This is a genomic window from Duganella sp. Dugasp78 (assembly GCF_059491455.1).
This window is the reverse complement of the sequence record NZ_CP168506.1, coordinates 4347162-4373641: the sequence shown is the minus strand read 5'-3', so window position 1 is coordinate 4373641 and position 26480 is coordinate 4347162. Positions and strand designations below refer to the sequence as shown.

Below are 26480 nucleotides of genomic sequence, written 5' to 3'. Positions count from 1 at the left end.
ATCATGCGGCTTCCATTTCCTTGATATTGTTGGCCAGCGCGGCGCGCAGCAGCGGCGCGAAACTCTCCGGCGTGGCCTCGGTGATCTGTACATCGGGGCACTGGTGCCAGTTGGCCAGGCGCTGCAAGGCGCCTGCCACGTCGCGCACAAAACGGTCGCTGACGCGCACGCCCGGCTCCAGCACCAGCGACTTCAATTCGAACACGCCGCCGCGCCGGTGCGCCTTGGCGTCCACCCGGCCGACCAGCGCGCCGCGCCGCAGGATCGGCAGCGTGAAGTAGCCGTAGCGACGCTTTTCCGCAGGAGTGTAGCACTCAAGCCGGTAATCGAAGCCGAACAATTCCAGTGCGCGGCGCCGGTCCCACACCACCGGATCGAACGGCGACAGGACGGTGGTCAGCGTCGGCGCCAGCGTGCCGGCGGCGGCCGCGTCCAGCAGTCCGGCGTGGTCGGGGTGGACGTAGACCGGATCGTCCCACTCATCGACCCAGGCTCGAAGCAGCAGGCCCTGCTCCACCAGCTCCTCCGGATCGAGGCGCGGCGGCTTGGTGCGGAAGTAGTCGCTGATCCAGCCGGCGCGCGCGCAACCCATCGCCTTGACCGCCTTCAGCACCAGCGCGCGGCGGGTGTCGTCCATATGCGGCATGCGGCTGTCGTCCCAGCCGGGCAGCACGCGCTCGGCCAGGTCGTAGATGCGCTGGAAGTTCTCGCGCGCGGCGATCATCAGCGCGCCGGACGTGAACAGCACTTCCAGCGAGCGCTTTTCCGGCTTCCAGCTCCACCAGCCGCCACTCTGGCCGTCGGTGCGTTCGAAATCCGAGGAGCGGGTCGGGCCATTGGCACGGATGTGAGCCAGCACGGCGTCAACCTCGGCGCGGCGTTCGACCATCCAGCGCTCCGAATACTTCCAGCCCATCGCGGCCGGATCGAGCATGCGGTGGCGATACAGGCCGTAATCCTCGATCGGCACGAAGCAGGCCTCGTGCGCCCAGTACTCGAACAGCTGGCCGGCCGCCAGCGCCTGCTCCAGCCACGGCTGCGGGTAGTCGCCCAGGCGGCTCCACAGCACCAGGTAGGGACTGCGCGCCACCACGTGGATGGTGTCGATCTGCAGCACGCCCATCTGCCGGATCGCCTCCACCACGTCGGCCTGGCGCGCCTTGCGGCGGCGCGGCTGCAGCAATCCCTGCGCCGCCAGGTGCAGCGCCCGCGCTGCGGCCAGGCTGATTATCAATTCGGTCATGAGCGCTATTCTAATAAAGAAATCAACATTGCCTGTGATCGGAAAGCGGTTTTTTTTGACGCGCAAGCCACAAAGGTGACATTTCCGTGCAGAATATCCACACAAGGCAAGCAGCTTTCATTTCGCGGGGAACGTTGATTTTCAATGAACTATTTCGCCACTCGCCCGATCGTGATTTTTCTACGCCGTCTGTATCGTGCGATACTGCTGCCCGTGTTTGCACTGGCGCTGCTGGCGGCCATGTGGGCGGCGGTGGCCTACCAGCTCCGGCAGGAGAAGCGGACCGCCCACTACGAGGCGGTGCTGCATAGCCAGTCGCTGGCACGCACGCTGGCCGAACACACCAACCACCTGCTGCGCCAGCTCGACCACGCGACCCAGCTGTTCAAGCTCAAATACGAGGAAACCGGCGGCACGCTGCGGCTGGCCGAATTCACGCGCAGGAACGGCCTGCTCGATTCGCTGCTGCCGTCCAAGCTGGACCTGCCGCTGGCGCTGATCGGCGCCGACGGCAAGTTGATCGACAGCCGCAACGGCTACTTTGCGCCGGACCTGCGCGAGCAACCGCTGCTGCTCCATCACGCCAACAATCCGGCCGATACGCCGCTGGTCTCGACCCCGGTGGTCGAACCGCGCACCAAGAAATGGCAGATCCTGATCTCGCGCCGGCTGAACAACAGCCGTGGCGAGTTCGCCGGCGTCATCATGGTGATGATCGATCCCGCCGCCTTCGTCGAGGACTACGACCGCCTGAACGTCGATCCCGGCGGCGCGGTGCTGCTGGTCAGCCGCGAAAACGGCATGTCCACCGCCCGCGTCGACGAACAGCTGATCATCAGCGACTCGATCGACTTCACGCCGGCGCAGGACGGCGGCCAGCAGTCGGACGAGCTGCTGCTGGCGCATCCGTTCGACGCCGTCGAGCGCATCTACGGCTACACCGAGATGCCGCGCTACCAGTTGCTGGCGGTGGTCGGCAACCCGGTCACATCGGCGATGGCGCCCTTCGAGCACCGGCGCGACATGTACTACAGCGCGGTGGCCGTCGCCACGGTGCTGGTGCTGCTGTTTGTCGGCCTGCTGATGCAGCAGGCGCACCGCCTGCGGCGCAGCGCGCGCATGATCACCGAGGCGCAGGCCATGCTGCGGGCGGCCACCGAAGCCAGCATGGACGCGGTCTACCTGCTCAAGGCCTGCCGCATGCGCGGCCCGGGCCATGAGGTGATCGACTTCACCATGGCCGACCTGAATGAACGCGGCGCAAGGCTGCTGAGCTCCACGCCCCAAGAGGTCCAGGGCAAGCGCCTGATGGAAGTGCTGCCGGCGCTGCACACCGAGGGCTTCATCGACAAGTACAAGGCGGTGCTGGCCAGCGGCCGGCCGCTGGAGGAGGAATTCGAAGTCGACTTCCTGCCGGGCTACGACCATCTGTGGCTGCACCACCAGATCGTCGCCATCCACGACGGCGTGGCCGTGACCACGCGCGACATCACGCCGCGCAAGGAAAGCGAGCTGGCGATGCGCAAGAACCAGGCGGAGCTGGCGGCCGTCAACGACGCCTCCCCACTGGGATTGATACGCGCCGATCCCACCGGCCACTGCACCTACGTCAACCGCACCTTCGAATTCATCACCGGCCTGACGCGCGAAGAGGCGCTGGGCGATCAATGGATGCGGGCCATCCATCCCTCCGACCGCCCGGTGCTGAAGGAGGCCTTGAAGCATATGGCGAAAACCCGCGTCCCCTACCAGGACACGGTGCGCTGCGTGCACCCGGACGGCATGATGATCTGGATCTCGTTCAAGGTCGCGGCGATGGTGGTGGACGGCCAGATCTACGGCTTCGTCGGCACCGTGGACGACATCACCCACGTGCGCAAATCGGTGATGGCGCTGCGCGAAAGCGAAGCGCGGCTGCGCACCATCGCCGACACGCTGCCGGCGATGGTGGCGTATGTCGACTCGGAGGAAATCTACCGCTTCCACAACGTCGCCTACGAGCGGGAATTCAACCGCACCGGCATGTCGGTGCTGGGCAAGACCATCGAGGCGACCATGGGCGCGGAACGTTACAACTTCCTGTCGCCCTACATCAAACGCGCGCTGGCCGGCCAGACGCTGACCTTCGAAGAGCAGGATCCCGACGCCACCATCGGCCGCACCTTCGAGGTGGTCTACATTCCGCAGATGGACGAAGACGGCGTGACCGTGATCGGCTTCCACGTCATGCGGCAGGACATCACGGCGCAAAAGCGCGAGAAGCAGCGCCTGCTCAAGCTGTCGCAGGTCGATGCCCTGACGGGGCTGACCAATCGCGCCGGCTTCCTGCAAAAGCTGCAGGACACGATGGCCGCCTGCCGCGAAAACAATACCCTGATGGCGGTGATGTACATGGATATCGACCGCTTCAAACCGGTCAACGACACCTTCGGCCACAGCGTCGGCGACGCGCTGCTGAAGGCATTTTCGGGGCGGCTCACGCACGCCATGCGCGCCAGCGACACCATCGCCCGTTTGGGCGGCGACGAGTTCACCATCATCATGGAGCGCATCGGCCGCGCCGACGCCGCCGACGCGCTGGCGGCCAAGATCGTCACCACGATGCAGGCGCCGTTCGACCTGGATGGCACGACCGTGTCGATTTCCGCCAGCATCGGCATGGCCTACTACCGCGGCGAGGATGTCACGCCGGCCGAGCTGCTGAACCGCGCCGACGTGCTGCTGTACGAGGCCAAGCAGGCCGGCCGTAACACCTACCGCGCCGGCCCGGCGCTAGCCGCGACGGCCAGCAGCGCGGCCTAGCCGCCGGCCGATCCACTTTAATCAACTCATGCGGCGCCATCTTGCGCTATATTGTGCGCTTCCCGGCTGTTTTGATTACACATCTTCATGCGTCTGCTGCACACCTCCGACTGGCATCTCGGCCAATCCCTGCATAATTTCGAGCGTCACCACGAGCACCAGCACTTCCTGGACTGGCTGCTGGACACCATCGCCGCCGAGCAGGCCGACGCGCTGCTGATCGCCGGCGACATCTTCGACAACGCCAATCCATCGGCCGCGTCGCAGAAGCAGCTGTATCGTTTTTTGCAGCAGGCCAGGGAGCGCGTGCCGCATCTGAACCTGGTCGTCATCGCCGGCAACCACGATTCGCCGGGACGGCTGGAGGCGCCCGGACCGCTGCTGGAGGCGCACGGCACGCGCGTGGTCGGCAGCGTGCAACGCAAGGCGGATGGCGAGATCGACCTGGAACAGCTGGTGCTGCCGTTGACGGGCCGCAGCGGCGCGGTGGAAGCGTGGTGCCTGGCGGTGCCCTTCCTGCGTCCCGGCGACGTGCCGCGCGTGGCGGCCGACGAAGGTGCCGATCCTTATTTGGCCGGCATCGCCCTGCTCTACAAACAGGCGCTGGAACTGGCGCTGGCCAGGCGGCAGCAAGGCCAGGCGATACTGGCCATGGGCCACTGCCACATGGTCGACGGCCAGATGTCCAACGATTCGGAGCGCCGCATTGTCATCGGCGGCACCGAGATGCTGCCGGCCGGGATCTTCGGGCCGGACATCGTCTACGCCGCGCTGGGGCATCTGCACCTGGCGCAGAGCGTCGGCAAGCAGCAGCACATCCGATATTGCGGCAGTCCGATTCCGCTGTCGTTTGCGGAGGTGGCCTATCAGCACCAGGTCCTGCGCATCGATATCGACGGCGCGGCGGTCCGCGAGATCACGCCGCTGATGGTGCCGCGCGCGGTCCCGTTGCTGCGCATTCCGGCCAAACCGGCGCCGCTGGCGCAGGTGCTGGAGGAACTGGCGGCCCTGGACTTGTCGCCGGCGGAGCCGGAGCAGCAGCCCTTCCTCGAGGTGCGGGTGCTGCTGGACGCGCCGGAGCCCGGCCTGCGCGCGCGCATCGAGGCGGCGCTGGACGGCAAGCCGGTGCGGCTGGCCAAGATCGAGACATCGAGCGCGGCGCGCAGCACCTCCATCGATGACGAGGTGATGACGCTGGATCAACTGGAGCAGCTCAAGCCTGACGATATCTTCCGCCAGCTATACCGGCAAAGATTCGACAACGATGCGCCGGCCGAGCAGCTGAGCGCCTTCGCGGAACTGATGTTGACGCCGGGGCAGCCATGAGAATCCTGAAAATCGGCGGCAAGAACCTGGCCTCGCTGGCCGGCGAATTCGGTGTCGACTTCGAGCAGGAGCCGTTGGCATCGACCGGCCTGTTCGCCATCAGCGGCCCGACCGGCGCCGGCAAAAGCACCCTGCTCGACGCGCTTTGCCTGGCGCTGTACGACGCCACGCCGCGCCTGTTGAAAGTGGCCGGCCGCAGCTACCTGACCGACGTCGGCGCGGAGACCGTCTCCACGCAGGACACGCGCACCCTGCTGCGTCGCGGCACGGCGGAGGGTTATGCGGAAGTGGATTTCGTCGGCAACGACGGCGCCTCGTACCGCGCCCGCTGGAGCGTGCGCCGTTCGCGCACCAGGGCCGAAGGCGCGTTGCAGCCGACCGCCATGACGCTGCACCTGCTGCCGTCCTTGCAAGCGATAGGTGGCACCAAGACCGAAGTCAAGGTGGAAATCGAGAAGCGCATCGGCCTGTCGTTCGAGCAGTTCACGCGCGCCGTGCTGCTGGCGCAGAACGAATTTTCCGCCTTCCTCAAGTCCGAGGACAATGAACGCGGCGAGCTGCTGGAGACGCTGACCGGCAGCACCGTCTACAGCGAGATCTCGATGCGGGCGTTCGAGCGCGCCAAGCTGGAACAGGCGGCCCTGCAAAGGCTGATCGGCCGGCTGGCCGACCAGAAGCCCTTGAGCGCGGAACAGCGCGCCGAACTGGAAGCACAAAGCGCGACCGCCGCCGCAGAACTACAGGCGCTGGAACAGCGCAAGGCCGAACTGGAACAGGAACTGCGCTGGCACAAGCAGGCCGAAAAACTGGCCGAAGACGAGCAATTGGCGCAGCAAGCCTGCCAGGCCGCCGCCGCCGAGGTGCAAGCGTCTGCGCCGCGCCGCACCGCGCTGGCGCGCATCGCCGCGGTGCAGCCAGCGCGTCCGCTGGCGGGCGAGATCGACCGCATCGCCGCGGACCTCACGGCCACGCAAGCCGCCATCGCCACCAGCACGCAGGATGCCGCGCTCGCGGCGCAGGCGCTGGAGCGGGCCGTGGCGGCGCAAACACAGGCCGCGTCGCAGGTGCAGGAAGCGGAAGCAGCCCAACGCGCAGCCGCGCCGCAACTGGACCAGGCCAAGGCGCTCGATGCCCGCATCGAAGCCATACTGCCCGCCTACCGGCAAGCCGCCGCAGCGTGCGAGAAGGCCGACCAGGCGGATGCCGTCGCCAGGGCCGCGCTGCAGGAACGGCAGGATGAACGCAAGCGCCTGGGCGCGCAGCAGGAAGCAGGCACCGCGTGGCTGGCGCAACACAAGCAATGGCAGACGATGGCGCAGTCGTGGGAGCGCTGGGACGTACTGTTCGTGCAGGCCGGTCAAGCCGCTTCGCAAGCCGAAAAGCTGAGCGGCGCGCTGGCCCGCGTGCAGCGCAACGCCAAGGCGCATCGAGACGACGAGGCCGACGCCAGCGGCAAGCTGGCCGCTTCCGGCATCACCGTGCAAACACTGGAGGCGCGGCGGCAGGATGCGGTGCAGGCACTGGCGGTCTTCTCCGCCGAGCAGCTGCAGACATCGCGCCACGATCTGGAGCTGCGCCGCGACCAACTGGCGTCGGCTGAAAAGCTCTGGATCGAACTCGATGCGCGGCAATCGCGACATGTGCATATCCAGGCGCAGTCCGCGCAGCTGCGGCAGGCGGTCGAAACGGCCGAGATCCAGCTGAAGGCGGCGCAGCAGGAAGGCGTCGGCATCCTGGCGGCCTTCTCGCAGGCCGAGCGTTCGCTGAAGCTGGCGGAAGCCGCCTGCGCCAGGAACGTCGAATCCTTGCGCGCCGCGCTGGAGGACGACACGCCTTGCCCCGTGTGCGGATCGAACCAGCATCCATATCGCCACGATAACGATGGCCTGCACGACATGCTGGCCGAGTTCCAGGCGGAAGTCACCCGCTGTCGCCAGCGCATGGAGGCCAACGTCAACCAGCAGGCGGCGCAACGCGCCACCGAACAGGCCAGCCTTGAGCAGTTGAACGCGCTGGCCAGCGAAGGCCGTACCGTGGCGCAGGCGCTGGAGCGCGTGGCCGCCGCGTGGCAAAGCCACCTGCAGGCAGCGGCATCAAGCGAGGCAGCGTCGCATCTGCCGTCGACGCTGCCGCCGGAGCCGGAGCGCACCGGCTGGTTCGTCGCGCAGCTGGAACAGGTACGCGACGCGCTGCTGGCCATCGAGCGGCAGGAACGCGCGCTGCATGCGGCCCGCATCGCCCGCGACCAGGCGCAATCGGCCTACGACCTGGCGGCGGCCGAGCATACGCGCTTGCAGAGCGTCGCCTCGCACGCGCAGACCGCGCTGGCGCAATCGAATACGGAACACAAGGCGCTGGACGACCAGCGCATCGACGTCGCGTTGACGCTGAGCGCCCTGCTCTCCGACCTGGACCCGGCCTTCAGCGGCGGCGACATGCCGAGCGAAGACTGGAAGGACGACTGGAAAGCAGGCCCCGCGCGATTCCACGAGGCCCGCCAGGCCGAGAGCAAGCAATGGCTGGCGCAGCGCGCCGCGTACGACGAACGCGCAGCCGCCATCGCCACCGTCGAGATGGAGATGAAGGCGCTCACTGAGGCGCAGGCCAGGGCCAGTCTGGACGCCGTCAACGCCCGCGTCATCTACAGCAGCGCCGACGCCACGCTCAAGGACATGCAGCAGCAACGCATGGCGCTGTGGGGCGGCAAGGAAGTGCGCGACGTCGAAACGGCGCTCAACGCCGCCATCGACGCCGCCAGGGAGCGCCTGGCCGGTCTGCAAACCGCCGCGCAGCAAGCCGCTCACGCCCGCACTCGCGCCGACGAGGCGATGGCGCAAGCCACGCAACGGCTGGCGGCACTGCACGGCGCGTCGGCATCGGCGACGGCAGCGCTGGCCGACTGGCTCGCCGCATTCCAGCAGCGCCAGCCCGACGCCGGCCTGCGCGACCTGGAGCACCTGCACGCACTGCTGGCGCATTCCAGCGAGGAGGCCGATGCCGAACGCGCCGCGCTGCAAGCCATCGACCGCGCCGCCGACAACGCCGCCACCGTGCTAAATGAACGCCAGCGCCAGCGCGAACAACACCGCTTGTCCGCGCCGCCGGAGCGCACGCCGGTGGACGATCAATCACCGATCGCCTGCCTGGCCGCTGCCCTGAACGAACTGGCCGTCGAACGCAAAACCGCCCACGATGGCGCCTCCGCCCTGCAACTGGCGCTGGCGCAGGACGACGCCAAGCGCCAGCAGTCGCAAGCCATGCTGGCCGATATCGCGCAGCAGGAAGCGGTCGAGCAGCGCTGGGCGCGCATGAACGATCTGATAGGCTCGGCCGACGGCAAGAAGTTCCGCAACTACGCCCAGCAATTCACGCTGGATGTCCTGCTGGGTTACGCCAACGCCCACCTGAACCACCTGGCGCGCCGCTACCAGCTCGAACGCATCGCCAACCCGGCCAGCCCGTCGCTGGCACTGCTGGTGCGCGACCAGGACATGGGTGGCGAGATGCGCTCGGTGCATTCGCTGTCCGGCGGCGAATCGTTCCTGGTGTCGCTGGCGCTGGCGCTGGGACTGGCCTCGCTGTCGTCCAACCGCGTGCGCGTCGAGTCGCTGTTCATCGACGAAGGCTTCGGCAGCCTGGATGCGGAAACCCTGCGCGTGGCCATGGACGCGCTGGACGGCTTGCAGGCGATGGGCCGCAAGGTCGGCGTCATCTCGCATGTGCAGGAAATGACGGAGCGGATCGCCGTAAAAATATTGGTGCAACCTTCGGCAGGCGGCAAAAGCGCAGTCACCGTGCGGTAGAATAGTGCTTTATTGATAATTCAGGCCAGCTCATGAAATTGCTGCTTTGTCTGTGTTTTTGCTTGTCGACCGCGCTGCCGTTGGCGCATGCGGCTCCCTGCGCCGCGCCGGCCACGCTAGCCGACGGCTGGGAAGCCGCCGCACCCGACGCGGCGGGCTTCAATCCCAACGCGCTGTGCGTCACGCTGACCGCGCTGGCCGAAGGCGAGGACAATATCCACGGCATCGTCATCGAGCGCCACGGCAAGCTGGTGGCGGAGATCTACCGCACCGGCAAGGACCGTTCGATCCGGCGCGGGCTGGGCGCATGGCCGCCGTTCGCGCCGACGGTGACGTTCGGCGCTGACACGCTGCACGACGTGCGCTCGATCGGCAAGAGCGTCATCAGCCTGCTGGTCGGGATCGAGAAGCAGCGCGGGAAAATCGGCGCGCTCACCACGCCGGTGCTGGACTTCTACCCCGAATACCAAGACCTGCGCTCGCCGCAGCTGGACGCCATCACCCTCGAACACCTGCTGACCATGAGCGGCGGCTGGAAGTGGGACGAAGGGGCGCAGCCCAACAACGAGCTGCGGCTGTACTGGAAATCCGACCAGCTGCGCTATGTGCTGGAGCGCCCCATCGTGGCGCCGCCGGGCACCGTGTGGAACTACAACGGCGGCGGCACCACCATCCTGGCCGACATCGTCAGCCGCGTCAGCGGCCAGCCGTGGATCGAGGTGGCCCGCAAGGAGCTGTTCGAACCGCTGGGCATCGTGCAGTGGGAATGGGTGACGGACTTGCGCGACCGGCCGGCGCCGTTCTCCGGACTGCGCCTGCGTCCGCGCGACATGGCCAAGCTGGGACGACTGATGCTGAACCACGGCCGCTGGAACGGACGCCAGATCGTGGCCGAGGAATGGGTGGATGAATCGCTGAAGCCGCGCCTGGGCGTGGGCTTCAGGAGTCCGGGCAACCAGCCGGACGAGCTGCGCTACGGCTACCAGTGGTGGGACGGCACGGCGGCCTGGCACGGCCACCGCACGCCGTGGAGCGCGGCCTTCGGCAACGGCGGCCAGCGCATCTTCATCGTGCCGGAGATGGACCTGACGGTGGTCATCACCGCCGGCGACTACGGCTCGGAGGCGATGGCCGCCAAGGTCAACCAGCTGCTGCACACGCTGATCGCCACCGCCAATGACTAAACTGTCCTAGCGTTCGCGGCGCTCCTTTCGTTCGAGCTTCAGCATCTCCCACCCCAGCTCGCGGCGGATCTGCTGAGCGTCCGGCGGCGGGCGCCGTTCAGCGATTTGCGTCTGCAACCACTGTCGCACGGATTCTTTGCTCGGTTGCTTCTTACGGTCCATGGTCTTGCCTCTTTGTGGAAGATGATCCCTGTAGACCCTCAACGCGGGCGCGCCGTCTCAGTTGACTTGCAGGCCGCAGCGAATTTGCAACCATTTGCTACAGATTTGCTATCATTCAGACGAGCAGGAGGCAATGCGCACCACCATGAGCACAGGCGCCATCACACCGAGTTCCGCCAGCCAGCCACCAGCGCGCGCGACGCCGCCGGCGCAGGTGAGGTCGTCGGTCACGCCTGCGGGACCGGCCTCCGCCTCGAGCAGCTCATCGCCGAACACCAATTTCTCCGGCAGCGACTCCGTCACCAACCTGACGCCTGAAGCGCTGGCCCTGGTCGCCCAACTCAAGGCTCGCGACACCGAAGTGCGCCAGCACGAGCAGGCGCACCTGGCCACCGCCGGCGGCCTGGCCACTTCCGGCGCCTCCTACACTTATCAGCGCGGACCGAACGGGGTCGATTACGCCATCGGCGGCGAGGTGCACATCGATACCTCGCCCGGCCGCACGCCGGAAGAGACCATCGAGCGGGCCCGCACGATACAGGCGGCGGCGCTGGCGCCGGCCGATCCCTCCGGCGCCGACCGCGCGGTGGCGGCCCAGGCGGCGCAGCTGGAACTGCAGGCCCGCGCCGACCTGGCGACGCAGCAGCTGGAGCAGGCGGCGGCCCAGCTGAATAGCCACGGATCGGGATCGGACGATGCCGCCAAAGTCCGGCGTACCTACGAAGCGCCGCCGCTGGTGGCGCCCAAGCTGGATATCTATGCCTGAGTGATAAAATCCCGCCTTTGCCAGTCACTTAAAGAGCAACCATGTTAAAAGCACCACGCACCCTGACCTTCAAATGCGCCAAGTGCGCCAAAGCCGTGCAGGTCCGCCTGCAAAAGGTATCGGCCTGCTCGCACATCCAGCCTTACCTGGGCATTTGCGCCTGCGGCGAAGTCAAACACCACGCCATCGGCCAGAAAGACGCCGTCGCTTCCTACCTGGCGGCGCCGGAAGGCTGGACCCACCATCATTAATCTGCGCGCAGGCCTCAAGAAATCGCCAGCGGCACCGTTATAGAAGTACTATCAAACGGAATCTGCTGGAACCTGCCATGTCTATCCTACCTGCCCACGGCCTCCGCGCTTTGCCAGCGCCCCTCTACGGCGCCAACCCGCGCAACGACGGCAAGACCACCGGCGCGGCTGCCTCCACGCCGGTGAAGGCAGCCAATTCTTCGCCTACGTCCCTGTCCGACGACGCCCTGGCGCAGCATGTGGCCTCGGTCGGCAACTCGACGGTCGATTTCGCCCAGGAGTTTGTCAATAAATTCGCCACATCGCTGTTCGGCGACGCCGGCAAGGGTGCGACCATCAGTTTCGACTCGGCCAGCCTGGACACCTCGTCCAGTTTCGGCGTGGGCGTGCAGCACAGTTCCGGGCCTAACGGCAGCAGCGACGCCGCCGCTTTCGACCTGATCGACAGCTCGCACTTCGTCGGCAAAGGCACGATCACCACCGCCGACGGCCGCAAGTTCGATTTCGAAGTGGAAGTGCAGTACGACGCGGAGCTCAGCGGCGCCGCCAGCCAGAGCACCAACACTCCAGGCAGCACCGCCACGACCGGCAGCGACAGCCAGCCAGCCGGCACGTCCACCAGCAAGCCAACGGCAAGCAACGGCGCCAGCGCCGACAACCTGCCGACGGTGCAGGTGCCGAACATCGACTTCCCTGGCACGCTGGCCGACCTGTTCCAGCTGATCGGCCGCGACCTGCACTCGGCGCTGTCGACCGGCGACAGCTCGCCGAGCCAGACCAGCAACGGCATCGACCGCAATACACTGCGCAACCTGTCGCTGCGTCTTCTCAGCCTGGTCAACAGCAAGGACACCAACACCTACAGCGCGCCGACCGCCGCCGACAAGGTTAAACCGGCCAGCGACGCCACCGGTGCGCAGGCCGCGCCGGACCCGATCAAGGCGACACCGGCAGGCGTGAGCGCTGTGCCAGCGCCGGCCGACGATCCCATCTCGACCATCGCCGCCAACGACGCCGCACCGGGCGCCAAAGACGCCACCAGCTAAGCGCCAAGTATAATAAGCGCCTCAACACCGAAACGCCGGCAGGGATGGACACCATCCCCGGCGTTTTTTGTGCTTCCGCTTATTACACCTACCGATTGCCCCGACATGTCCGCACAAACCACCGCCTCCCCTACGCCGCAACAGATCCACTGGGAGGAGAACGGCGTGCAGTGCGCCGCGCGCTGGCGCTCCGAAGCCGGCATGCCGCCGCCGAAGCGCGTCGTCCTTGCCGACGACCGCACCAATGCCGACGTGGCCTACCGCCTGGCCTGCGAAGGCACGGCGCTGCTGTGGCGCGGCGACTTCCAGAACGCCCGCCAGCTGCTGCAAGCGCTGGCGCGCCGCGCTGATCACAAGGGCAAGCCTTCGAAAAAGGCCAAGCCGGCCAAGCCCCCCGCCACGCCGACCGAAGCCTTCCACCTACATCGCCAGGCGCAGTCGCAGCGGGCGCGCACGCTGGCCATGCTGCTGATTCCTTTCGATGCCGGCTACGCGATTCCGCTGCGCCGCGCGCCCGACGTGCAGCTGGCCTGCAACGAGGCCTACGGCCGTTTCGAAGAGCCGTTCGTGGCCTCGCTACGCGAGCTGCTGGGCGTGATCGGCGCACACGAGTGGCGCCGCACCGGGGTGGAGATCCCGGCGCTGGACGCGCGCATCCATCCGCACTACGGCGTCTTCTCGCCGGTGCGCGGCGAGTATGTGGAGCTGGTGGCGAATACGCCGCTGCCGGCCGGCGTCAAGCTGGCCTACGACATCGGCGCCGGCACCGGCGTGCTGTCGGCGGTGCTGGCCAAGCGCGGCGTGGCGCGCGTGATCGCCACCGACCAGGATCAGCGGGCGCTGAGCTGCGCGCGCGAAAACCTGGCGCGGCTGGATCTGGACGGCCAGGTCGAGCTGCTGGAGGCGGACCTGTTCCCCGAAGGCCGGGCGCCGCTGGTGGTGTGTAATCCACCGTGGGTACCGGCGCGTCCGAGCTCGCCGATTGAATACGCGGTCTACGATCCGGACAGCCGCATGCTGCGCGGCTTCCTGGCCGGCCTGTCGGCGCACCTGACGCCGGGCGGCGAAGGCTGGCTGATCCTGTCGGACCTGGCCGAGCACCTGGGCCTGCGTCCACGCGCGGAGCTGATGGAATGGATCGCCGCCGCCGGCCTGAAAGTCCTCGACCGCCACGACGTGCGCCCCACCCACCCGCGCGCGGCCGACGCCACCGACCCGCTGCATGCCGCCCGCGCCGCCGAGGTCACCTCGCTGTGGCGCCTGGCGGCCGCGTAACACGGTCGGCTATCGAAAAATGCAATATTTGTAGTTCTGCTATGCTCGCTTGAGTCAACTTCATGGAGGACCTCCCATGTTCAAGCGATTATTCGGGCTGCTGTCGCCACAGCCGGCGGCGGCCGTTCCGCCTCCCGTCCAGCTGTTGAGCGAAGAGGCGTACGCGCGCTACAAGGCCGGCGCCTCCCAGCTCATGCGCCTGATCTCGCGCCACCTCGGCGAGCAGGAAAGCGAACGACTGGTGCGGCATGTGGAAGCCAAGTACGATACCGCCGGGCTGACCGGCATCGACGAGATCCGCTGGCTGTTTTACGACGCCATGCTGGACGACGAAGGCCAGCAGCGCGGACAGTGGCTGATGCTGCAGGTCGACTGGAAAGCCAGCGAGGAAGTCGCCTGGCAGGTGCAGGAAATGCTGGCGGCGCGCGGCGTCGAGCCCTTGTGGCAGTGGGATCACGAAGGCAAGACCGTCATGCAGGGGCTGCGCGACCTGTCGCACTGGCTGGCGCCACGGCCATTGTCCCTGCTGATCGTGGACTACGAATCGGATTCCTACTACGCGCTCATCATGGAAAACGCATTGGTCGAGCAGACGATCGCCCTGGCGCAGGAGGCCGGCGTGAAAGTCCTGCGCTTCGAGGACTTCGCGGCCACGCAAAACGAGGAATGATGCGATAAGCATAAGCGCCACTTAAAAAATCCATCGAAATATAAGTGACTCTTATTTCGCCCCTTGCGGAACGCAGAAGGCCTGTGTATAATTCGGGCCTCAGACGCGGGGTGGAGCAGTCTGGCAGCTCGTCGGGCTCATAACCCGAAGGTCACAGGTTCAAATCCTGTCCCCGCAACCAAATTCAGGCAGAAGCCGTTGACTCCAAAAGGATGCAACGGCTTTTTGCTTTTTCGGGTGTGCCAAGTGTGCCGGGTGTGCCATATATCGTCGTGGACGCGTTTCCAGCTGACTGCCGCCACCGTTGTCGGAGCGGTACACGCCCCACACGCCGTTGATGACGCCGACCAGATACACCGAGGCCGGCGCCTTGCCCAGGGAGATGGCGGCGGCGCCATACACCTCCGCACAGCGACAGCGTGCGGCCGCTGCCGGCCCCGCCGCAACACCTCCCCCGATCGGCCTATTGCTTGTAGAACGTCACGTCATCGACATAGAGCAAGGAGCTGTTGCCCGAAGGATCGTTCGAGAAGAACCCGATCTCGGCAGTGCCGTTGGTGACGTTGATGTCGCTGATGACGACCTCCGTGTATGCGTCGGAATTTGGAAGGTCGGCAGTCATCTGGCCTGCGCCGAAGTTCTTGACGTACATCTGCCGCTGGCCCCCAAAGCCTTTCACCCAGGCCTTGAGCGTGTACAGCCCATTGCTCAGGCCGGTCAGGCCTTTGTAGGTCGTAACGTAGTAAGGGTTCGCGCCCCAATGCGTCAAATGGGCAGTACCAGAGTTCGCGCCCCACATTTCGATATATGAAGGTCCCGCTGGCCAAACTCCCCAGCCGTCCAGCCCGTTCTCGAAGCCGGGATTGCTCAACAGGTTGAGAGAAGCCGCGTAATTTGCCAGGTAGGCCTTGAACAAGCGCGCGAACTGGCCGCCGTCGTCCCTGATGTCTGCCGACGTGTCACCGCCGGGACTGAAGCTGATCGCGAATACGCCGGCGTCCGAGTACTGCTTTGTATGCGTCAGCATGTACTGGACGTGGTTGTCCCGATAGTGCTTCGGAGTTCCGCCGGGAGTGTTCGAGGGCACGCCCATTGGTGTCTGCCAGAACAGGATCGGTATGCCGCCCATGCGGTTTCGCACCGTGGTCCACGTATCGAGGGCTGTGTTGAAATTCGGTGTGGTGACGTTGTTCTCGTCCAAGTAGAACGGGCCGGGGCCGCGATTCGCACACTCGGCCACGGGCACGGGGACTTCAAAGCAGCCGGCGTCGCGATCACTCGTCTGCGCCACGATGAAGTCGGCCTTGTCTGCGCCGAGTTTTGCCATGAAGCCGCCGGTTTTGTCCGGGTCCCCATACCACAACGACACGGGGAAGCCCATCCTCGTCTTGGGCGCTAACGTCCGTCCGAGCTTCAACAGGCAACCGACAACGCCGACGACCGTATTCGGTTCGCTGGCGCATTCCGGCACCGAGGTCACGAGCGCCGGAATCTTGGTCGGATCGCCGCCGGGGGCAGCGCCCTCTGCGAAGCCCCAGAAGTCAGGCTCGAGGTTGACCAGGGCGGGACGGCCGGTATCGTTGATCTTCTGGAACATCAGCCTGACTTGCGACCAGTAGGCGGCCATGAACCCCGCGTCGACGAGGACGGTCATGTCGTTACCCCGCCAGGAAGGCATCTGGAACAGGGTGAACATCGGCACGGCGCCCACGGCCGCGACGTCGTCGGAAAATTTCGTGATGACGCCACCGTCCGGATAGCCGTATTGCCATTGAGGCCATGCGTTACCGCCGCCGCCGGAGTTGTAACCCGTGACCGCCACCAGATAGGTATCGATGATGTCCGGACGGATTCCCTGGGCCTGCATGTCCGGGATAGGACTGGCCGCGCCGAGCCCCACGAGGAGCCGGTCGGGCCTGCCCATTGCTGCGGCGAGGGAGCCCGACGTCGACATCGATGGCGACGTCGACATCGACGCCAACGTCGCAGTCGGAGTCGGGGCAGCGCTGTTGCTCGAATTGCCCCCGCAACCGGCCAGCATCAGCGACAGCACGAGCGCGCTCGGGATAATGTTTGTTTTCATTAAGGTTTCCTAATGTTTTACCAACAACAAAAGCGAGCACGAGGCCACTTTGCGCATTCCTGCGATTGTGACTGGCCCTTCCGGGAACGTGATCGCGGCCAATAAGACGTGCGTTGCACGGTCAACCTATAATTCGTTCGAGCAAATTTAATCGATGTTTTTCTCCTTGCGAGCGCATCGCTTCCAGGCCGGCGATGACGTCCGGGTACAGGGCGCGATGCTGGGTTGATGGTCAGGTATAGGCGCTGATAGGCCGCCATGGCCGCGTCGAAGCAGCGCGCCACCGCTGCCGCCCCCGCCGCAACAGCTCCCCTGATCGGCCTATTGCTTGTAGAACGTCACGTCATCGACATAGAGCAAGGAGTTGTTGCCAGAAGGATCGTTCGAGAAGAATCAGATCTCGGCAGTGCCGTTGGTGGCGTTGATGTTGCTGATGACGACCTGCGTGTATGCGCCTGAATTCGGAAGGTCGGCGAAGTTCTTGACGAGCATCTGCCGGTGGCCACCAAAGCCATTCACCCAGGCCTTGAGCATGTACAGCCCATTGCTCAGGCCGGTCAGGCCTTGGCAGGTCGTAACGCGATTCATGATCTTCACGTGACCCGCGTCGCTCGGATGAAAGAAATCGGCGAAGTCCGTTGAAGGGGACGGGATCAGCCAACCGTCGGTGTTGATGTAGTGCACTTTGATGTCGCCGGCACTCGACCGGGTGTTCACGGGCCGCGCGTCGCGCAGAAAGAACAGGCGCGTTATCGCGTCCTTTATTGTTGACCATCGCAATGTCTCCTTTGCTGACGATATCGGCTGGCTTCGAATCTGTCGAAATGAAACCAGCCGGTGAACATATTGCACGCTGCTGCGCGGCGGCGAAAGGCCAGAACCGCCGATAACGTGAGTGATATTTCGTGGCCGGGGCGACCTTGGAGGCGAACGGTATGCGCAATTTCCTTGATGTCGTGAACGACTTTCCACCAGACGTACTAGCGAAAGCTCGCTCGACCAAGCCCTCGGCATCGCTATCGCTGTCGTCCAGATATTTGCAGACGGCGATCCAGACCAGCAGGCCAACAGCGGCCATGCCGCCATCGATCACGGCCGGCGGGATCGGTGCAGCCGTCACCGTTTCGCAAGGACGGCACGCGTACTGCGGGCGAATGTGGCGATGCACGAAGAAGCGCGCCGGCTCCACGTCGAGCTGCTCGCTGACGTACATCACTCCAGAAAACCGTCACAATCTGCCGCTGGATGGCCCTGCCGCCGGAAACGAAGCATGGTAGCGGCCGCCCCCATACCCAAGCCGTCATAAAACTGTCACAATCGCTTCTTTTGGTTATCGAGGGAGACGCGCGTGAAGGATCAAATTCAGGTTTCAGCCCAGCAGGAGCAGGATGCTCCCGCCAGCCCATCACGCCGCCGCATCTTCCAGGCCGCCGCCGCCACCGGCATCGCGGCATCCCTACCCGCCCTGAGCGAGGCCGCCACCGCCAAGCCGGCCGCCGTCGCCGGCTCGCTGGACGCCAAGCTGCAAGCCCACATCAAGACCGTGGTCGTGATCTACCTGGAAAACCGCAGCTTCAACAACCTGTTCGCCAACTTCCCCGGTACCGCCGCGCCGTTATCGGCCGTCACCGCGGCCGCCTGCCAGCAGCGCGACCGCGACGGCTCCGTGCTGCCGGCGCTGCCGAAAGTCTGGGGCGGCATGGTGCCCAACACCCAGGACATCGGCGGCAAAAAATACGTGCTGAAGGAAGACGACATCAAGGGCCTGCCAAACGGCCCGTTCAAACTGGTCGACACCGAAGGCAAGCCGCTGCCCGAAGCCGTGATCACGCGCGACCTGTGGCACCTGTTCTACCAGAACCAGATGCAGATCAACGGCGGCAAGAACGATGGCTTCGCGGCTTGGGGCAACACCGGTGGCATGGTCATGGGCTACTACGGCGAGACCAGCAAAAACCTCGGCCTGTGGAAGATCGCCGAGCAGTACACGCTGTGCGATAACTTCTTCATGGCGGCCTTCGGCGGCTCCTACCTGAACCACCAGTTCCTGATCGCCGGCCGCACGCCTGAATACTTCAACGCCAAGGACACCGCCGCGAACAAGAAGATCGCGGTGCTGGACGACGGCCCGACCGGCATGCGCCTGTCCGTCACCAAGGACAGCCCCGCCTCGGCGATGGACGGCCAGCCGATCTACACCAACAACGGCGCCATCACGCCGGACGGCTACGCGGTCAACACCATGGCCCCGCCCTATCAGCCGAGCTACATCCGCCCGGCCTTCGACGGCGATCCGCTGCTGGCCGACCCCAAGGATGCCGGCACCCTGCCGCCACAATCCTACGACACCATCGGCGACCTGCTGTCGGCCAAAAAGGTCAGCTGGGCGTGGTACGGCGGCGCGTGGCAGGCGGCGCTCAACGCGCGCGGCGGCGGCGAGAAGCCCAACTTCCAGTACCACCACCAGCCTTTCAACTACTTCAAGCAGTTCGCGCCCGGCACCGCCGCACGCGCGGAACACCTGCGTGACGGTGGCCTTGGCGACAGCCCGATCTCGAACAAATTCCTCGCCGACGCCATCGCCGGCAAGCTGCCCGCCGTGACCTTCTACAAGCCGCAGGGGAACCTGAACCTGCACGCCGGCTACTCGGACGTCGAGTCGGGCGACGCCCACATCGCCAACGTGATCGAGCACCTGAAGAAGTCCCCGCAGTGGAAGGACATGGTCATCGTGATCACCTTCGACGAAAACGGCGGCTGGTGGGATCACGTGGCGCCGCCGAAGGGCGACCGCTGGGGTCCGGGTTCGCGCGTCCCGGCGATCGTGGTCTCGCCGTACGCGAAAAAAGGCCAGGTCGATCACAGCTTCTACGACACCACCTCGATCCTGCGCTTCATCACCCGCCTGCACGGCCTGCCGCAGCTGGAGGGCATCAAGGTGCGCAACGAAGCCTTCGCCGCACGCAACGCGCTGCCGCCGGGCGACCTGACGGCCACGCTGAGCTTCCGATGAGTTAGTGCGGGCGGTAGCACCTCTGTGTTACAATCCGCGACTTACTTACTGAGCCCGACTGCTGCAGCCGGGCTTTTGTTTTGAGCGGCGCATTTTCACCGGCGCCGTGGGCACGAGATTTAAGAATGAGAGATAAAAAAGATAACGCCACGTTCGACCTGCCCGGCTTCAGCCCGGCCGCGCCGCTCGAACCGGAAGCGAAGCGCCCACCGGCGCCGCGCGGCAAGCGTCCCACGCTCAAGCAAGTGCAGCTCGAACTGCTCGAACCGACCGACACCACCGGCCTGCCGGTCTGGGTGCGCGACGAGAATCTGGACCTGACCGGCTTGCCGGTGTGGGCGCCAAACTAATACCAACCAATATCACAGCGTCAGCGAGCCTGTTAGACTGTGACCACGTCCTTTTTGAACAGGTCTGACACCATGACATCCACCGACTCCACCGCGTTTTCCAGCCTGCCGCTGACCACCGCCCTGCTGGACAATCTCGACTCGCTCGGCTACAAGGAAATGACCACGATCCAGGCGCAAAGCCTGCCGTCGGTGCTAGCCGGCCGCGACCTGATCGCCCAGGCCAAGACCGGCAGCGGCAAGACCGCCGCCTTCGGCATCGGCATCCTGGCCAAGCTCAATCCCGCCTGGTTCGCCGTGCAGGCGCTGGTGCTGTGCCCGACCCGCGAACTGGCCGACCAGGTGGCCAATGAACTGCGCCGCCTGGCGCGCGCCACCGGCAACGTCAAGGTGCTGGTGCTGACCGGCGGCTCGCCGATGCGTCCGCAGATCGCCTCGCTGGAGCATGGCGCCCACATCGTGGTCGGCACGCCGGGCCGCGTGCGCGACCACCTGGGCCGCGGCACGCTGGACCTGTCGAAGGTGGAAACGCTGGTGCTGGACGAAGCGGACCGCATGACCGACATGGGCTTCTACGACGAAATCGCCGGCATCGTCAGCGCCTGCCCCAAGCGCCGCCAGACCTTGCTGTTCTCGGCCACCTACCCGGACGACATCCGCCGCGCCACCGATTCCTTCCTGGCCGATCCGGTCGAAGTGACGGTCGAAGCGCAGCACGACAACAGCCAGATCGAACAGCTGTTCTTCGAGATCGGCTTCGACGAGCGCAACGCCGCCGTGGCGCGCCTGCTGGGCCACTACAAGCCGGTATCGGCCATCGCCTTCTGCAACACCAAGGTGCAGTGCCGCGAGCTGGTGGAAGAGCTGCAGGCGAAAGGCTTTTCCGCCATGGCGCTGTACGGCGAACTGGAACAGAAGGAGCGCGACGAGATCCTGGTGCTGTTCTCCAACCGCAGCTGCTCGGTACTGGTGGCCACCGACGTCGCCGCGCGCGGCCTGGATATCCCCAACCTGGAAGCGGTGATCAACGTCGACGTGTCGAAGGACACCGAGGTGCATATCCACCGCATCGGCCGCACCGGCCGTGGTGCCGAACAGGGCCTGGCCTTGTCGCTGTGCGCACCGAACGAGAAGAAGTGGGTCAAGCTGATCGAGGAATACCAGAAGGCGCCGGTCGAATGGTTCGACCTGAATTCGCTGGACGAAAACGACTACGGCGTCGATCCGGCGCCGATGATGACGCTGGTGATCTCCGGCGGTAAAAAGGACAAGCTGCGTCCGGGCGACCTGCTGGGCGCACTGACCGGCGATGCCGGTCTCTCGAAAGAACAAGTCGGCAAGATCAACGTGTTCGAGTTCCAGACCTATGTGGCGATTGATCGCCGCGTGGCCTACGATGCCTTCGAGCGCCTCAGCAAGAACAACCCGCTGGGCGGCGACTTCGGCGCCATCAAAGGCCGCAACTTCAAGATGCGCTTCATCGAATCCTGATGTTTTGACCCCGCACCGCCAGGCGGGGTCGGACCCCGTACGGGGTCCGCCCCCTATGCGGCGCGGCTGGCGTATCGGTCAAGTGCGTGGGGTAGCCTCAACGAGGCTGCTCGATATGCGGCAGCAGCACCGTCAGGATGCCCAGCAGCGGCAGGAACGAACACAGTTTGTACACATAGGCGATGCCGGCCACGTCGGCGATATGCCCCATGGCTGCGGCGCCGATGCCGCTCACGCCGAACATCAATCCAAAGAAGATCCCAGCGATCATGCCGACCTTGCCCGGCATGAGCTCCTGCGCGAACACCACGATCGCCGAAAACGCCGACGAGATCACGAAGCCGATCACCACCGACAACACGGCCGTCCAGAGCAGGCCGACGTAAGGCAGCATCAGCGTGAACGGCGCGGCGCCGAGAATCGAAATCCAGATCACGCGCTTGCGGCCGATGCGATCGCCGATAGGCCCACCCATGAAGGTCCCCGCAGCCACCGCCGCCAGGAACAGGAACAGATACAGCTGCGCCGACGACACCGACAGGCCGAATTTATCGATCAGGTAGAAGGTGTAGTAGCTGCTCAAGCTGGACATGTAGATGTATTTGGAGAAGACCAGCAGCGCCAGCACCACCAGCGCGCCATACACGCGCCCTTTAGGTAAAGGCGATACGGCATGCGAGTCGGCCTTGCGCGGCAAGCCGGCCAGGTGGGCGCTGTGCCAGCGGCCTACGCGCACCAGCACCATGATCGCCGCGGCCACCAGCAGCGCGAACCAGGCGATATTGCCCTGCCCACGGCCGATAACGACGGCCGCAGCCAGCAAAGGTCCGAGCGCCGAGCCGACATTGCCGCCGACCTGGAACAGCGATTGCGCAAAACCGAACCGCCCACCCGAGGCGATGCGCGCCACGCGCGAAGCCTCCGGGTGGAAGGTCGAGGAGCCGACGCCGATCAGCGCGGCCGCCACCAGCAAGGCCGGAAAGCTGCCGGCGACGGCCATCATCAAGACGCCGATCAGGGTGGCGACCATCCCCAGCGGCAGCAGGTAAGGCATCGGGCGGCGATCGGTGTACAGGCCTATCCAGGGCTGCAGCAGCGAAGCGGTGCACTGGAAGGTCAGCGTGATCAGGCCGACCTGCGCGAACGTCAGGCCGAACTGCGCCTTCAGCATCGGGTAGATCGACGGCAGCATCGCTTGCGTCAGGTCGTTCAGCAGGTGGACCAGTGCGACAGCGCCGAGGATGGAGATAACGGTGTCGCCATGGGGGCGACTGGCGGGAGCAAGTGTGGAAGTAGTCATGCAGGCTAGTGTAATATGGCTGAAAAACCACCCTATTCCATTTTTCGTCGATTAAGTGACAAATGAAAGCCCTTCACCGCAGCAGCGATCATCGGGATTACCAACGCGTGCCGCGCGTCATCACGGCGATGGCGCGCGACGCGGTGCACGGCGCGTCGGCGCCGCCACACAGCCACGAACGCGCGCAACTGCTGTATGCCACCGAAGGGCTGATGAAGGTGAAGGCCTCCTTCGGCGTGTGGATACTGCCGCCACGCCGCGCGCTGTTCATCCCGCCCGGCGTGGTGCATCAATGGACCTCACTGAGCCGTGTGACGATGCGGACTATCTACATCGACGCCAGGACGGCGGAGGCTTTCGGCGACAGCTGCCGCGTGATCGAAGTCAGCCCGCTGCTGCGCGAGCTGATACTGTCGCTGCTGGATGAGCCGATCGAATATCCGCTGCCCGGCCGAGGCGAGCACCTGGCGATGCTGATCCTGTCCGAACTGGCGGCGGCGGAGACGGTGCCGATCGCGATCCCCTGGCCGCGCGACCGGCGCCTGCTGGCGGTGTGCGAGGCCATCGTGGACGATCCGGGCAGCCCGCGCACCATCGAAGACTGGGCCGCCGAAGCCGGCGCCAGCGCACGCACCTTGATACGCCTGTTCCCGAAAGAGACCGGACTGCATTACCGCCAATGGGTACAGCAGGTGCATCTGGCCGAGGCGTTCGGCCGGCTGGCGCGCGGCGACAGCGTGGGCGAGATCGCGTCGGCGCTGGGCTATGCCAGTCCGAGCGCGTTCAGCGCGATGTTCCGCCGCATCCTCGGCAAGACGCCGCAGCATTACCTGAACGGCTGGCGCGCGCCGTTGCAGCCGGCTTAGGCCGTCGCCAACGCGAAGCGGAACACGGCGCCACGCTGCGGCACGCGGACCAATTCGATGCTGCCGCCGTGCAGCTGCAGGATGCGGCTGACGATCAGCAGGCCCAGCCCCCCTTCCCTGTGCTCCCCGCGCAGCGCGAACGGGCGGCGGAACAGCACCTCCTCCATATCCGCCGGGATGCCCGGCCCGGTATCGCTGACGGTGATGCGAACCAGACCTTGCCCACCCGGCTCCACCGTGATTTCCACTGTACCGCCGGCCGGCGTATGCCGGATCGCATTGTCGAACAAATTGGTCAGCACACGTTCGATCATGCCCAGGTCCGCGCGCGCCATCGGCGCCGGACGCGGCAGCACGGCATTCAGGTGCAGTTGCTTCTCCTCGGCGCGCAGTTCGAATTTCTGGAACACGTCCTGTATCAAATCGCTGATCGAGAAGGCTTCAATCTCCGGCGCCACCGCGCCATGCTCCAGGCGCGCCAGCTCGAACAAGGCCTGCGCCAGACGGCCCACCTTGCGGCTCTGCGCCAGCGCGATGCCGAGATAGTGCTGACGGCCCGCCGCGTCCAGCGTTTCGTCCTTCAACGACAAGGTCTCCAGATAACCGTGCAGCGAGCCTAGCGGCGTGCGCAGGTCGTGCGAGATGTTCGCCACCACTTCGCGGCGCTCGTGATCCAGCTGGCGCATGGTCTGCCACTGCTCGTTGATGCGCTCCGCCATTTCGCCGTAGGTGCGCTCCAGGATCGCGATCTCGTCGCGCCGGCCGCCGGCGCTGGGCGGCGGCAGCACCAGCTGCTCGGCCTTGGTGTCGAGCTGGCGCATATTGGCGGCCAGGCGATGCAATGGCCGCGTGATCAGGCGGAACGCCACCAGGCCTGCCAGCAGGCCTAGCAAGGCGACGATCGCCATCGACCACAAGGTCGTGCGCAGCACTGAACTGGCTGTGGCGCGGGCGGCGAGGCGGTCGTGCTCCTCGCTTTGCAGGATGACGTAGATGTAGCCGACCTTGCGCTCGTCCATACGCAGCACGGCCGCGCTGAACACCTTGCGGCCGCTGTCGCTGCGCGGGTCGTCGCCCTGGATCGGCAAGGGCTGGTTGTCCAGCAGGCGGCGGATCGGTTCAAGGTTCACACGGTCGCGCTTCAGGTGGCCCTCCGGCGCGGCGTGGCCGACGATGCGGCCGTCCATGTCCAGCAGGTAGACCTCGACGTTGGGATTGACCACCATCAGCTGGCCGAACAGACGGCGCACCGTTTCGGGGCCGAGGCCCACACTGGCCGGCGCGCCGGGCGCTGGCGCGGCATCGCTGTTCGCATGCATCAGCTGCGCATCGAGCGCGATGCTGCGCGCCAGTCCGCGCGACAGGCCCTGCACCACTTCCTTCTCATGCATGATGTTGGCACGGATCTGCAACCATGCGGACGCGCCGCAGCAAGCCAGCAGCAGCACCGAGAACACCAGCGACAGGCGCTGCGATAAACTCAGGTTCATGCCGCAGGCCCGCCGTTGGCGAAGCGGTAGCCCTTGCCCCATACGGTCAGGATGCGGGTCGGGTCGGCCGGATCGGCTTCGATCTTGGCGCGCAGTCGGTTGATGTGGGTGTTGACCGTGTGCTCGTAGCCGTCATGCTGGTAGCCCCACACCTGGTTGAGCAGGTCCAGCCGGGAGAACACTTTTTCAGGATGCTTGACGAAGAAGTACAGCAGGTCGAATTCGCGCGGCGTCAGGTCCAGCGGGCGGCCTTCGACCTGCGCTTGCCGGGTCAGCGGATCGAGACGCACGCCGTTCAGCTCCAGCGCGCCGGACTCGTTGCGCTGGTTGCGGGCCATGGCGTCGGCGCGGCGCAGCAGCGCCTTGACGCGGGCCACCAGCTCCAGCACCGAGAACGGCTTGACCAGGTAATCGTCCGCGCCCAGCTCCAGGCCGAGGATGCGGTGCACTTCGCTGGAGCGTGCGCTGGTGATGATGATGGGCGTGTAGGTCGCCATCGCGCGCGCCTGGCGGCAGATCTCCAAGCCGTCCACGCCGGGCAGCATCAGGTCGAGGATCAGCGCATCCCAGCCGCCGGTGCGCAGCTGGGCCAGGCCCTGGTTGCCGTCGGCGCAGTGGGTGACCTGATAGCCCTCGTCCTGCAAATGCAGGCGCAGCAGGTCGGCGATGGGCATATCATCCTCAACGATCAGGACGCGTTTTGGTAAATCCATAGTCAGTCGGGCCGGGTAAAAGTCTGGATGCCGCCATTGTGCGGGATTCCTGCGCTGAAAAGTATCACATTTAATTGAAGTTTACGTGAGGATTTCGCCAGCCCTTCCCGGCCACAATGGCTGCATCGACATTCCACTTTATGGAGTTCATATGACTTCCAGACGCAAATTTCTCCTGACTAGCGGTGCCGCCCTGATGGCAGGCGCCGCAGCTTTAAAATGGCGCGCCGCCCAGGCCGCCCCGGCTCCGGCCTGGGAAGTGGCCCACACAGACGCCGAATGGCACGCCCTGCTCTCGCCCGCGCAGTATGAGATTTTGCGGCACGGCGGTACCGAGCGGCCGTTCAGCAGCCCGCTCTACAAGGAGCACCGCGCCGGCAAATTCTTCTGCGCCGGCTGCCAGAATCCCTTGTTCTCGTCCGCCACCAAGTTCGATAGCGGCACCGGCTGGCCCAGCTTCTGGAAGCCGCTGGAGCGCGGCGTCTACACCAGCCGCACGACGTCGCTGGGGTTCCGTGGCGCGGAGGTGCAGTGCCGCCGCTGCGGCGGGCACCTGGGCGACGTGTTCGACGATGGCCCGGAACCGACCGGCCTGCGTTATTGCATCGACGGTCTGGCGTTGACTTTCACGCCTGGCGCGGCTTAA

Annotated in this window: 21 protein-coding genes, 1 tRNA gene and 1 pseudogene; 15 read left to right on the top strand and 8 right to left on the bottom strand. The window is 65.6% G+C overall.

What is annotated here, in order from left to right:
* Position 1: 1 nt before the first annotated feature.
* Positions 2 to 1243 carry a winged helix-turn-helix domain-containing protein gene (locus tag ACEN9O_RS19465; protein ID WP_495613471.1) on the bottom strand — a complete coding sequence of 414 codons (1242 nt, stop codon included), beginning with the start codon at positions 1241 to 1243 and terminating at the stop codon, positions 2 to 4.
* A gap of 144 nt (positions 1244 to 1387) precedes the next feature.
* Here ACEN9O_RS19465 and ACEN9O_RS19460 point away from each other — a divergent pair, with 144 nt between their 5' ends.
* The 4 genes from ACEN9O_RS19460 (at position 1388) to ACEN9O_RS19445 (ending at position 10358) form a co-directional block, all read left to right on the top strand.
* Positions 1388 to 4045, top strand: a complete 2658-nt coding sequence (locus tag ACEN9O_RS19460; RefSeq protein WP_495613470.1) for a sensor domain-containing diguanylate cyclase — start codon at positions 1388 to 1390, stop codon at positions 4043 to 4045.
* 87 nt (positions 4046 to 4132) lie between these two features.
* Entirely contained in the window at positions 4133 to 5371 is a 1239-nt protein-coding gene (locus tag ACEN9O_RS19455; RefSeq protein ID WP_495613469.1) for an exonuclease SbcCD subunit D C-terminal domain-containing protein, read from the top strand.
* Positions 5368 to 9174, top strand: a complete 3807-nt coding sequence (locus ACEN9O_RS19450; RefSeq protein ID WP_495613468.1) for an AAA family ATPase — start codon at positions 5368 to 5370, stop codon at positions 9172 to 9174. Before ACEN9O_RS19455 ends, ACEN9O_RS19450 begins: the two co-directional genes overlap by 4 nt.
* A gap of 32 nt (positions 9175 to 9206) precedes the next feature.
* Entirely contained in the window at positions 9207 to 10358 is a 1152-nt protein-coding gene (locus tag ACEN9O_RS19445) for a serine hydrolase domain-containing protein (RefSeq protein WP_495613467.1), read from the top strand.
* A 6-nt stretch (positions 10359 to 10364) separates the two neighbouring features.
* On the opposite strand, the gene ACEN9O_RS19440 is transcribed toward ACEN9O_RS19445, so the two are convergent.
* Positions 10365 to 10520 carry a hypothetical protein gene (locus ACEN9O_RS19440; protein WP_495613466.1) on the bottom strand — a complete coding sequence of 52 codons (156 nt, stop codon included), beginning with the start codon at positions 10518 to 10520 and terminating at the stop codon, positions 10365 to 10367.
* Between the two features lie 145 nt (positions 10521 to 10665).
* Here ACEN9O_RS19440 and ACEN9O_RS19435 point away from each other — a divergent pair, with 145 nt between their 5' ends.
* From ACEN9O_RS19435 to ACEN9O_RS19410, 6 genes are all read left to right on the top strand, one after another.
* Complete coding sequence (locus ACEN9O_RS19435; RefSeq protein ID WP_495613465.1) at positions 10666 to 11286, top strand: putative metalloprotease CJM1_0395 family protein; 621 nt, start codon at positions 10666 to 10668, stop codon at positions 11284 to 11286.
* A gap of 41 nt (positions 11287 to 11327) precedes the next feature.
* Positions 11328 to 11537: a hypothetical protein gene (locus ACEN9O_RS19430; RefSeq protein ID WP_008449977.1), complete on the top strand. Its 210-nt coding sequence runs from the start codon at positions 11328 to 11330 to the stop codon at positions 11535 to 11537.
* A 77-nt stretch (positions 11538 to 11614) separates the two neighbouring features.
* Entirely contained in the window at positions 11615 to 12583 is a 969-nt protein-coding gene (locus ACEN9O_RS19425) for a hypothetical protein (protein WP_495613464.1), read from the top strand.
* Between the two features lie 105 nt (positions 12584 to 12688).
* Positions 12689 to 13858, top strand: coding sequence for a methyltransferase (locus tag ACEN9O_RS19420; protein WP_495613463.1), 1170 nt, complete (start codon positions 12689 to 12691; stop codon positions 13856 to 13858).
* A 76-nt stretch (positions 13859 to 13934) separates the two neighbouring features.
* Positions 13935 to 14528 (top strand): DUF6630 family protein, encoded by a 594-nt coding sequence (locus ACEN9O_RS19415; protein ID WP_495613462.1) that lies wholly within the window; start codon positions 13935 to 13937, stop codon positions 14526 to 14528.
* A gap of 104 nt (positions 14529 to 14632) precedes the next feature.
* Positions 14633 to 14709, top strand: a tRNA-Met gene (locus ACEN9O_RS19410).
* Between the two features lie 282 nt (positions 14710 to 14991).
* On the opposite strand, the gene ACEN9O_RS19405 is transcribed toward ACEN9O_RS19410, so the two are convergent.
* The 3 genes and pseudogenes from ACEN9O_RS19405 to ACEN9O_RS19395 form a co-directional block, all read right to left on the bottom strand.
* Complete coding sequence (locus ACEN9O_RS19405; RefSeq protein WP_495613461.1) at positions 14992 to 16611, bottom strand: hypothetical protein; 1620 nt, start codon at positions 16609 to 16611, stop codon at positions 14992 to 14994.
* Between the two features lie 393 nt (positions 16612 to 17004).
* Positions 17005 to 17391 carry a hypothetical protein gene (locus ACEN9O_RS19400; RefSeq protein ID WP_495618562.1) on the bottom strand — a complete coding sequence of 129 codons (387 nt, stop codon included), beginning with the start codon at positions 17389 to 17391 and terminating at the stop codon, positions 17005 to 17007.
* Between the two features lie 247 nt (positions 17392 to 17638).
* Positions 17639 to 17818, bottom strand: a pseudogene (locus ACEN9O_RS19395) (IS66 family transposase zinc-finger binding domain-containing protein); the annotation flags it as partial.
* Between the two features lie 141 nt (positions 17819 to 17959).
* Between ACEN9O_RS19395 and ACEN9O_RS19390 the strand changes: the two are divergent.
* The 3 genes from ACEN9O_RS19390 (at position 17960) to dbpA (ending at position 21465) form a co-directional block, all read left to right on the top strand.
* Positions 17960 to 19624 (top strand): acid phosphatase, encoded by a 1665-nt coding sequence (locus tag ACEN9O_RS19390; protein ID WP_495613460.1) that lies wholly within the window; start codon positions 17960 to 17962, stop codon positions 19622 to 19624.
* Positions 19625 to 19749: 125 nt separating this feature from the next.
* Complete coding sequence (locus ACEN9O_RS19385) at positions 19750 to 19974, top strand: hypothetical protein (protein WP_495613459.1); 225 nt, start codon at positions 19750 to 19752, stop codon at positions 19972 to 19974.
* A 72-nt stretch (positions 19975 to 20046) separates the two neighbouring features.
* On the top strand, positions 20047 to 21465 hold the full coding sequence (dbpA, locus tag ACEN9O_RS19380) for an ATP-dependent RNA helicase DbpA (RefSeq protein WP_495613458.1): 1419 nt from the start codon (positions 20047 to 20049) through the stop codon (positions 21463 to 21465).
* Positions 21466 to 21562: 97 nt separating this feature from the next.
* On the opposite strand, the gene ACEN9O_RS19375 is transcribed toward dbpA, so the two are convergent.
* Entirely contained in the window at positions 21563 to 22765 is a 1203-nt protein-coding gene (locus tag ACEN9O_RS19375) for an MFS transporter (RefSeq protein WP_495613457.1), read from the bottom strand.
* A 62-nt stretch (positions 22766 to 22827) separates the two neighbouring features.
* Here ACEN9O_RS19375 and ACEN9O_RS19370 point away from each other — a divergent pair, with 62 nt between their 5' ends.
* On the top strand, positions 22828 to 23631 hold the full coding sequence (locus ACEN9O_RS19370) for an AraC family transcriptional regulator (protein ID WP_495613456.1): 804 nt from the start codon (positions 22828 to 22830) through the stop codon (positions 23629 to 23631).
* Here the strand turns inward: ACEN9O_RS19370 and ACEN9O_RS19365 are convergent.
* Together ACEN9O_RS19365 and ACEN9O_RS19360 are read right to left on the bottom strand one after the other, a co-directional pair.
* Positions 23628 to 25121, bottom strand: a complete 1494-nt coding sequence (locus ACEN9O_RS19365) for a sensor histidine kinase (RefSeq protein WP_495613455.1) — start codon at positions 25119 to 25121, stop codon at positions 23628 to 23630. The two genes, ACEN9O_RS19370 and ACEN9O_RS19365, sit on opposite strands and share 4 nt — an antisense overlap.
* The gene (locus ACEN9O_RS19360; RefSeq protein ID WP_495613454.1) at positions 25118 to 25834 is read right to left on the bottom strand and encodes a response regulator transcription factor; all 717 of its coding nucleotides are present in this window, start codon (positions 25832 to 25834) and stop codon (positions 25118 to 25120) included. The genes ACEN9O_RS19365 and ACEN9O_RS19360 overlap by 4 nt, the downstream gene beginning before the upstream one ends.
* 151 nt (positions 25835 to 25985) lie before the next feature.
* Between ACEN9O_RS19360 and msrB the strand changes: the two genes are divergently transcribed.
* Entirely contained in the window at positions 25986 to 26480 is a 495-nt protein-coding gene (gene msrB / locus ACEN9O_RS19355) for a peptide-methionine (R)-S-oxide reductase MsrB (RefSeq protein ID WP_495613453.1), read from the top strand.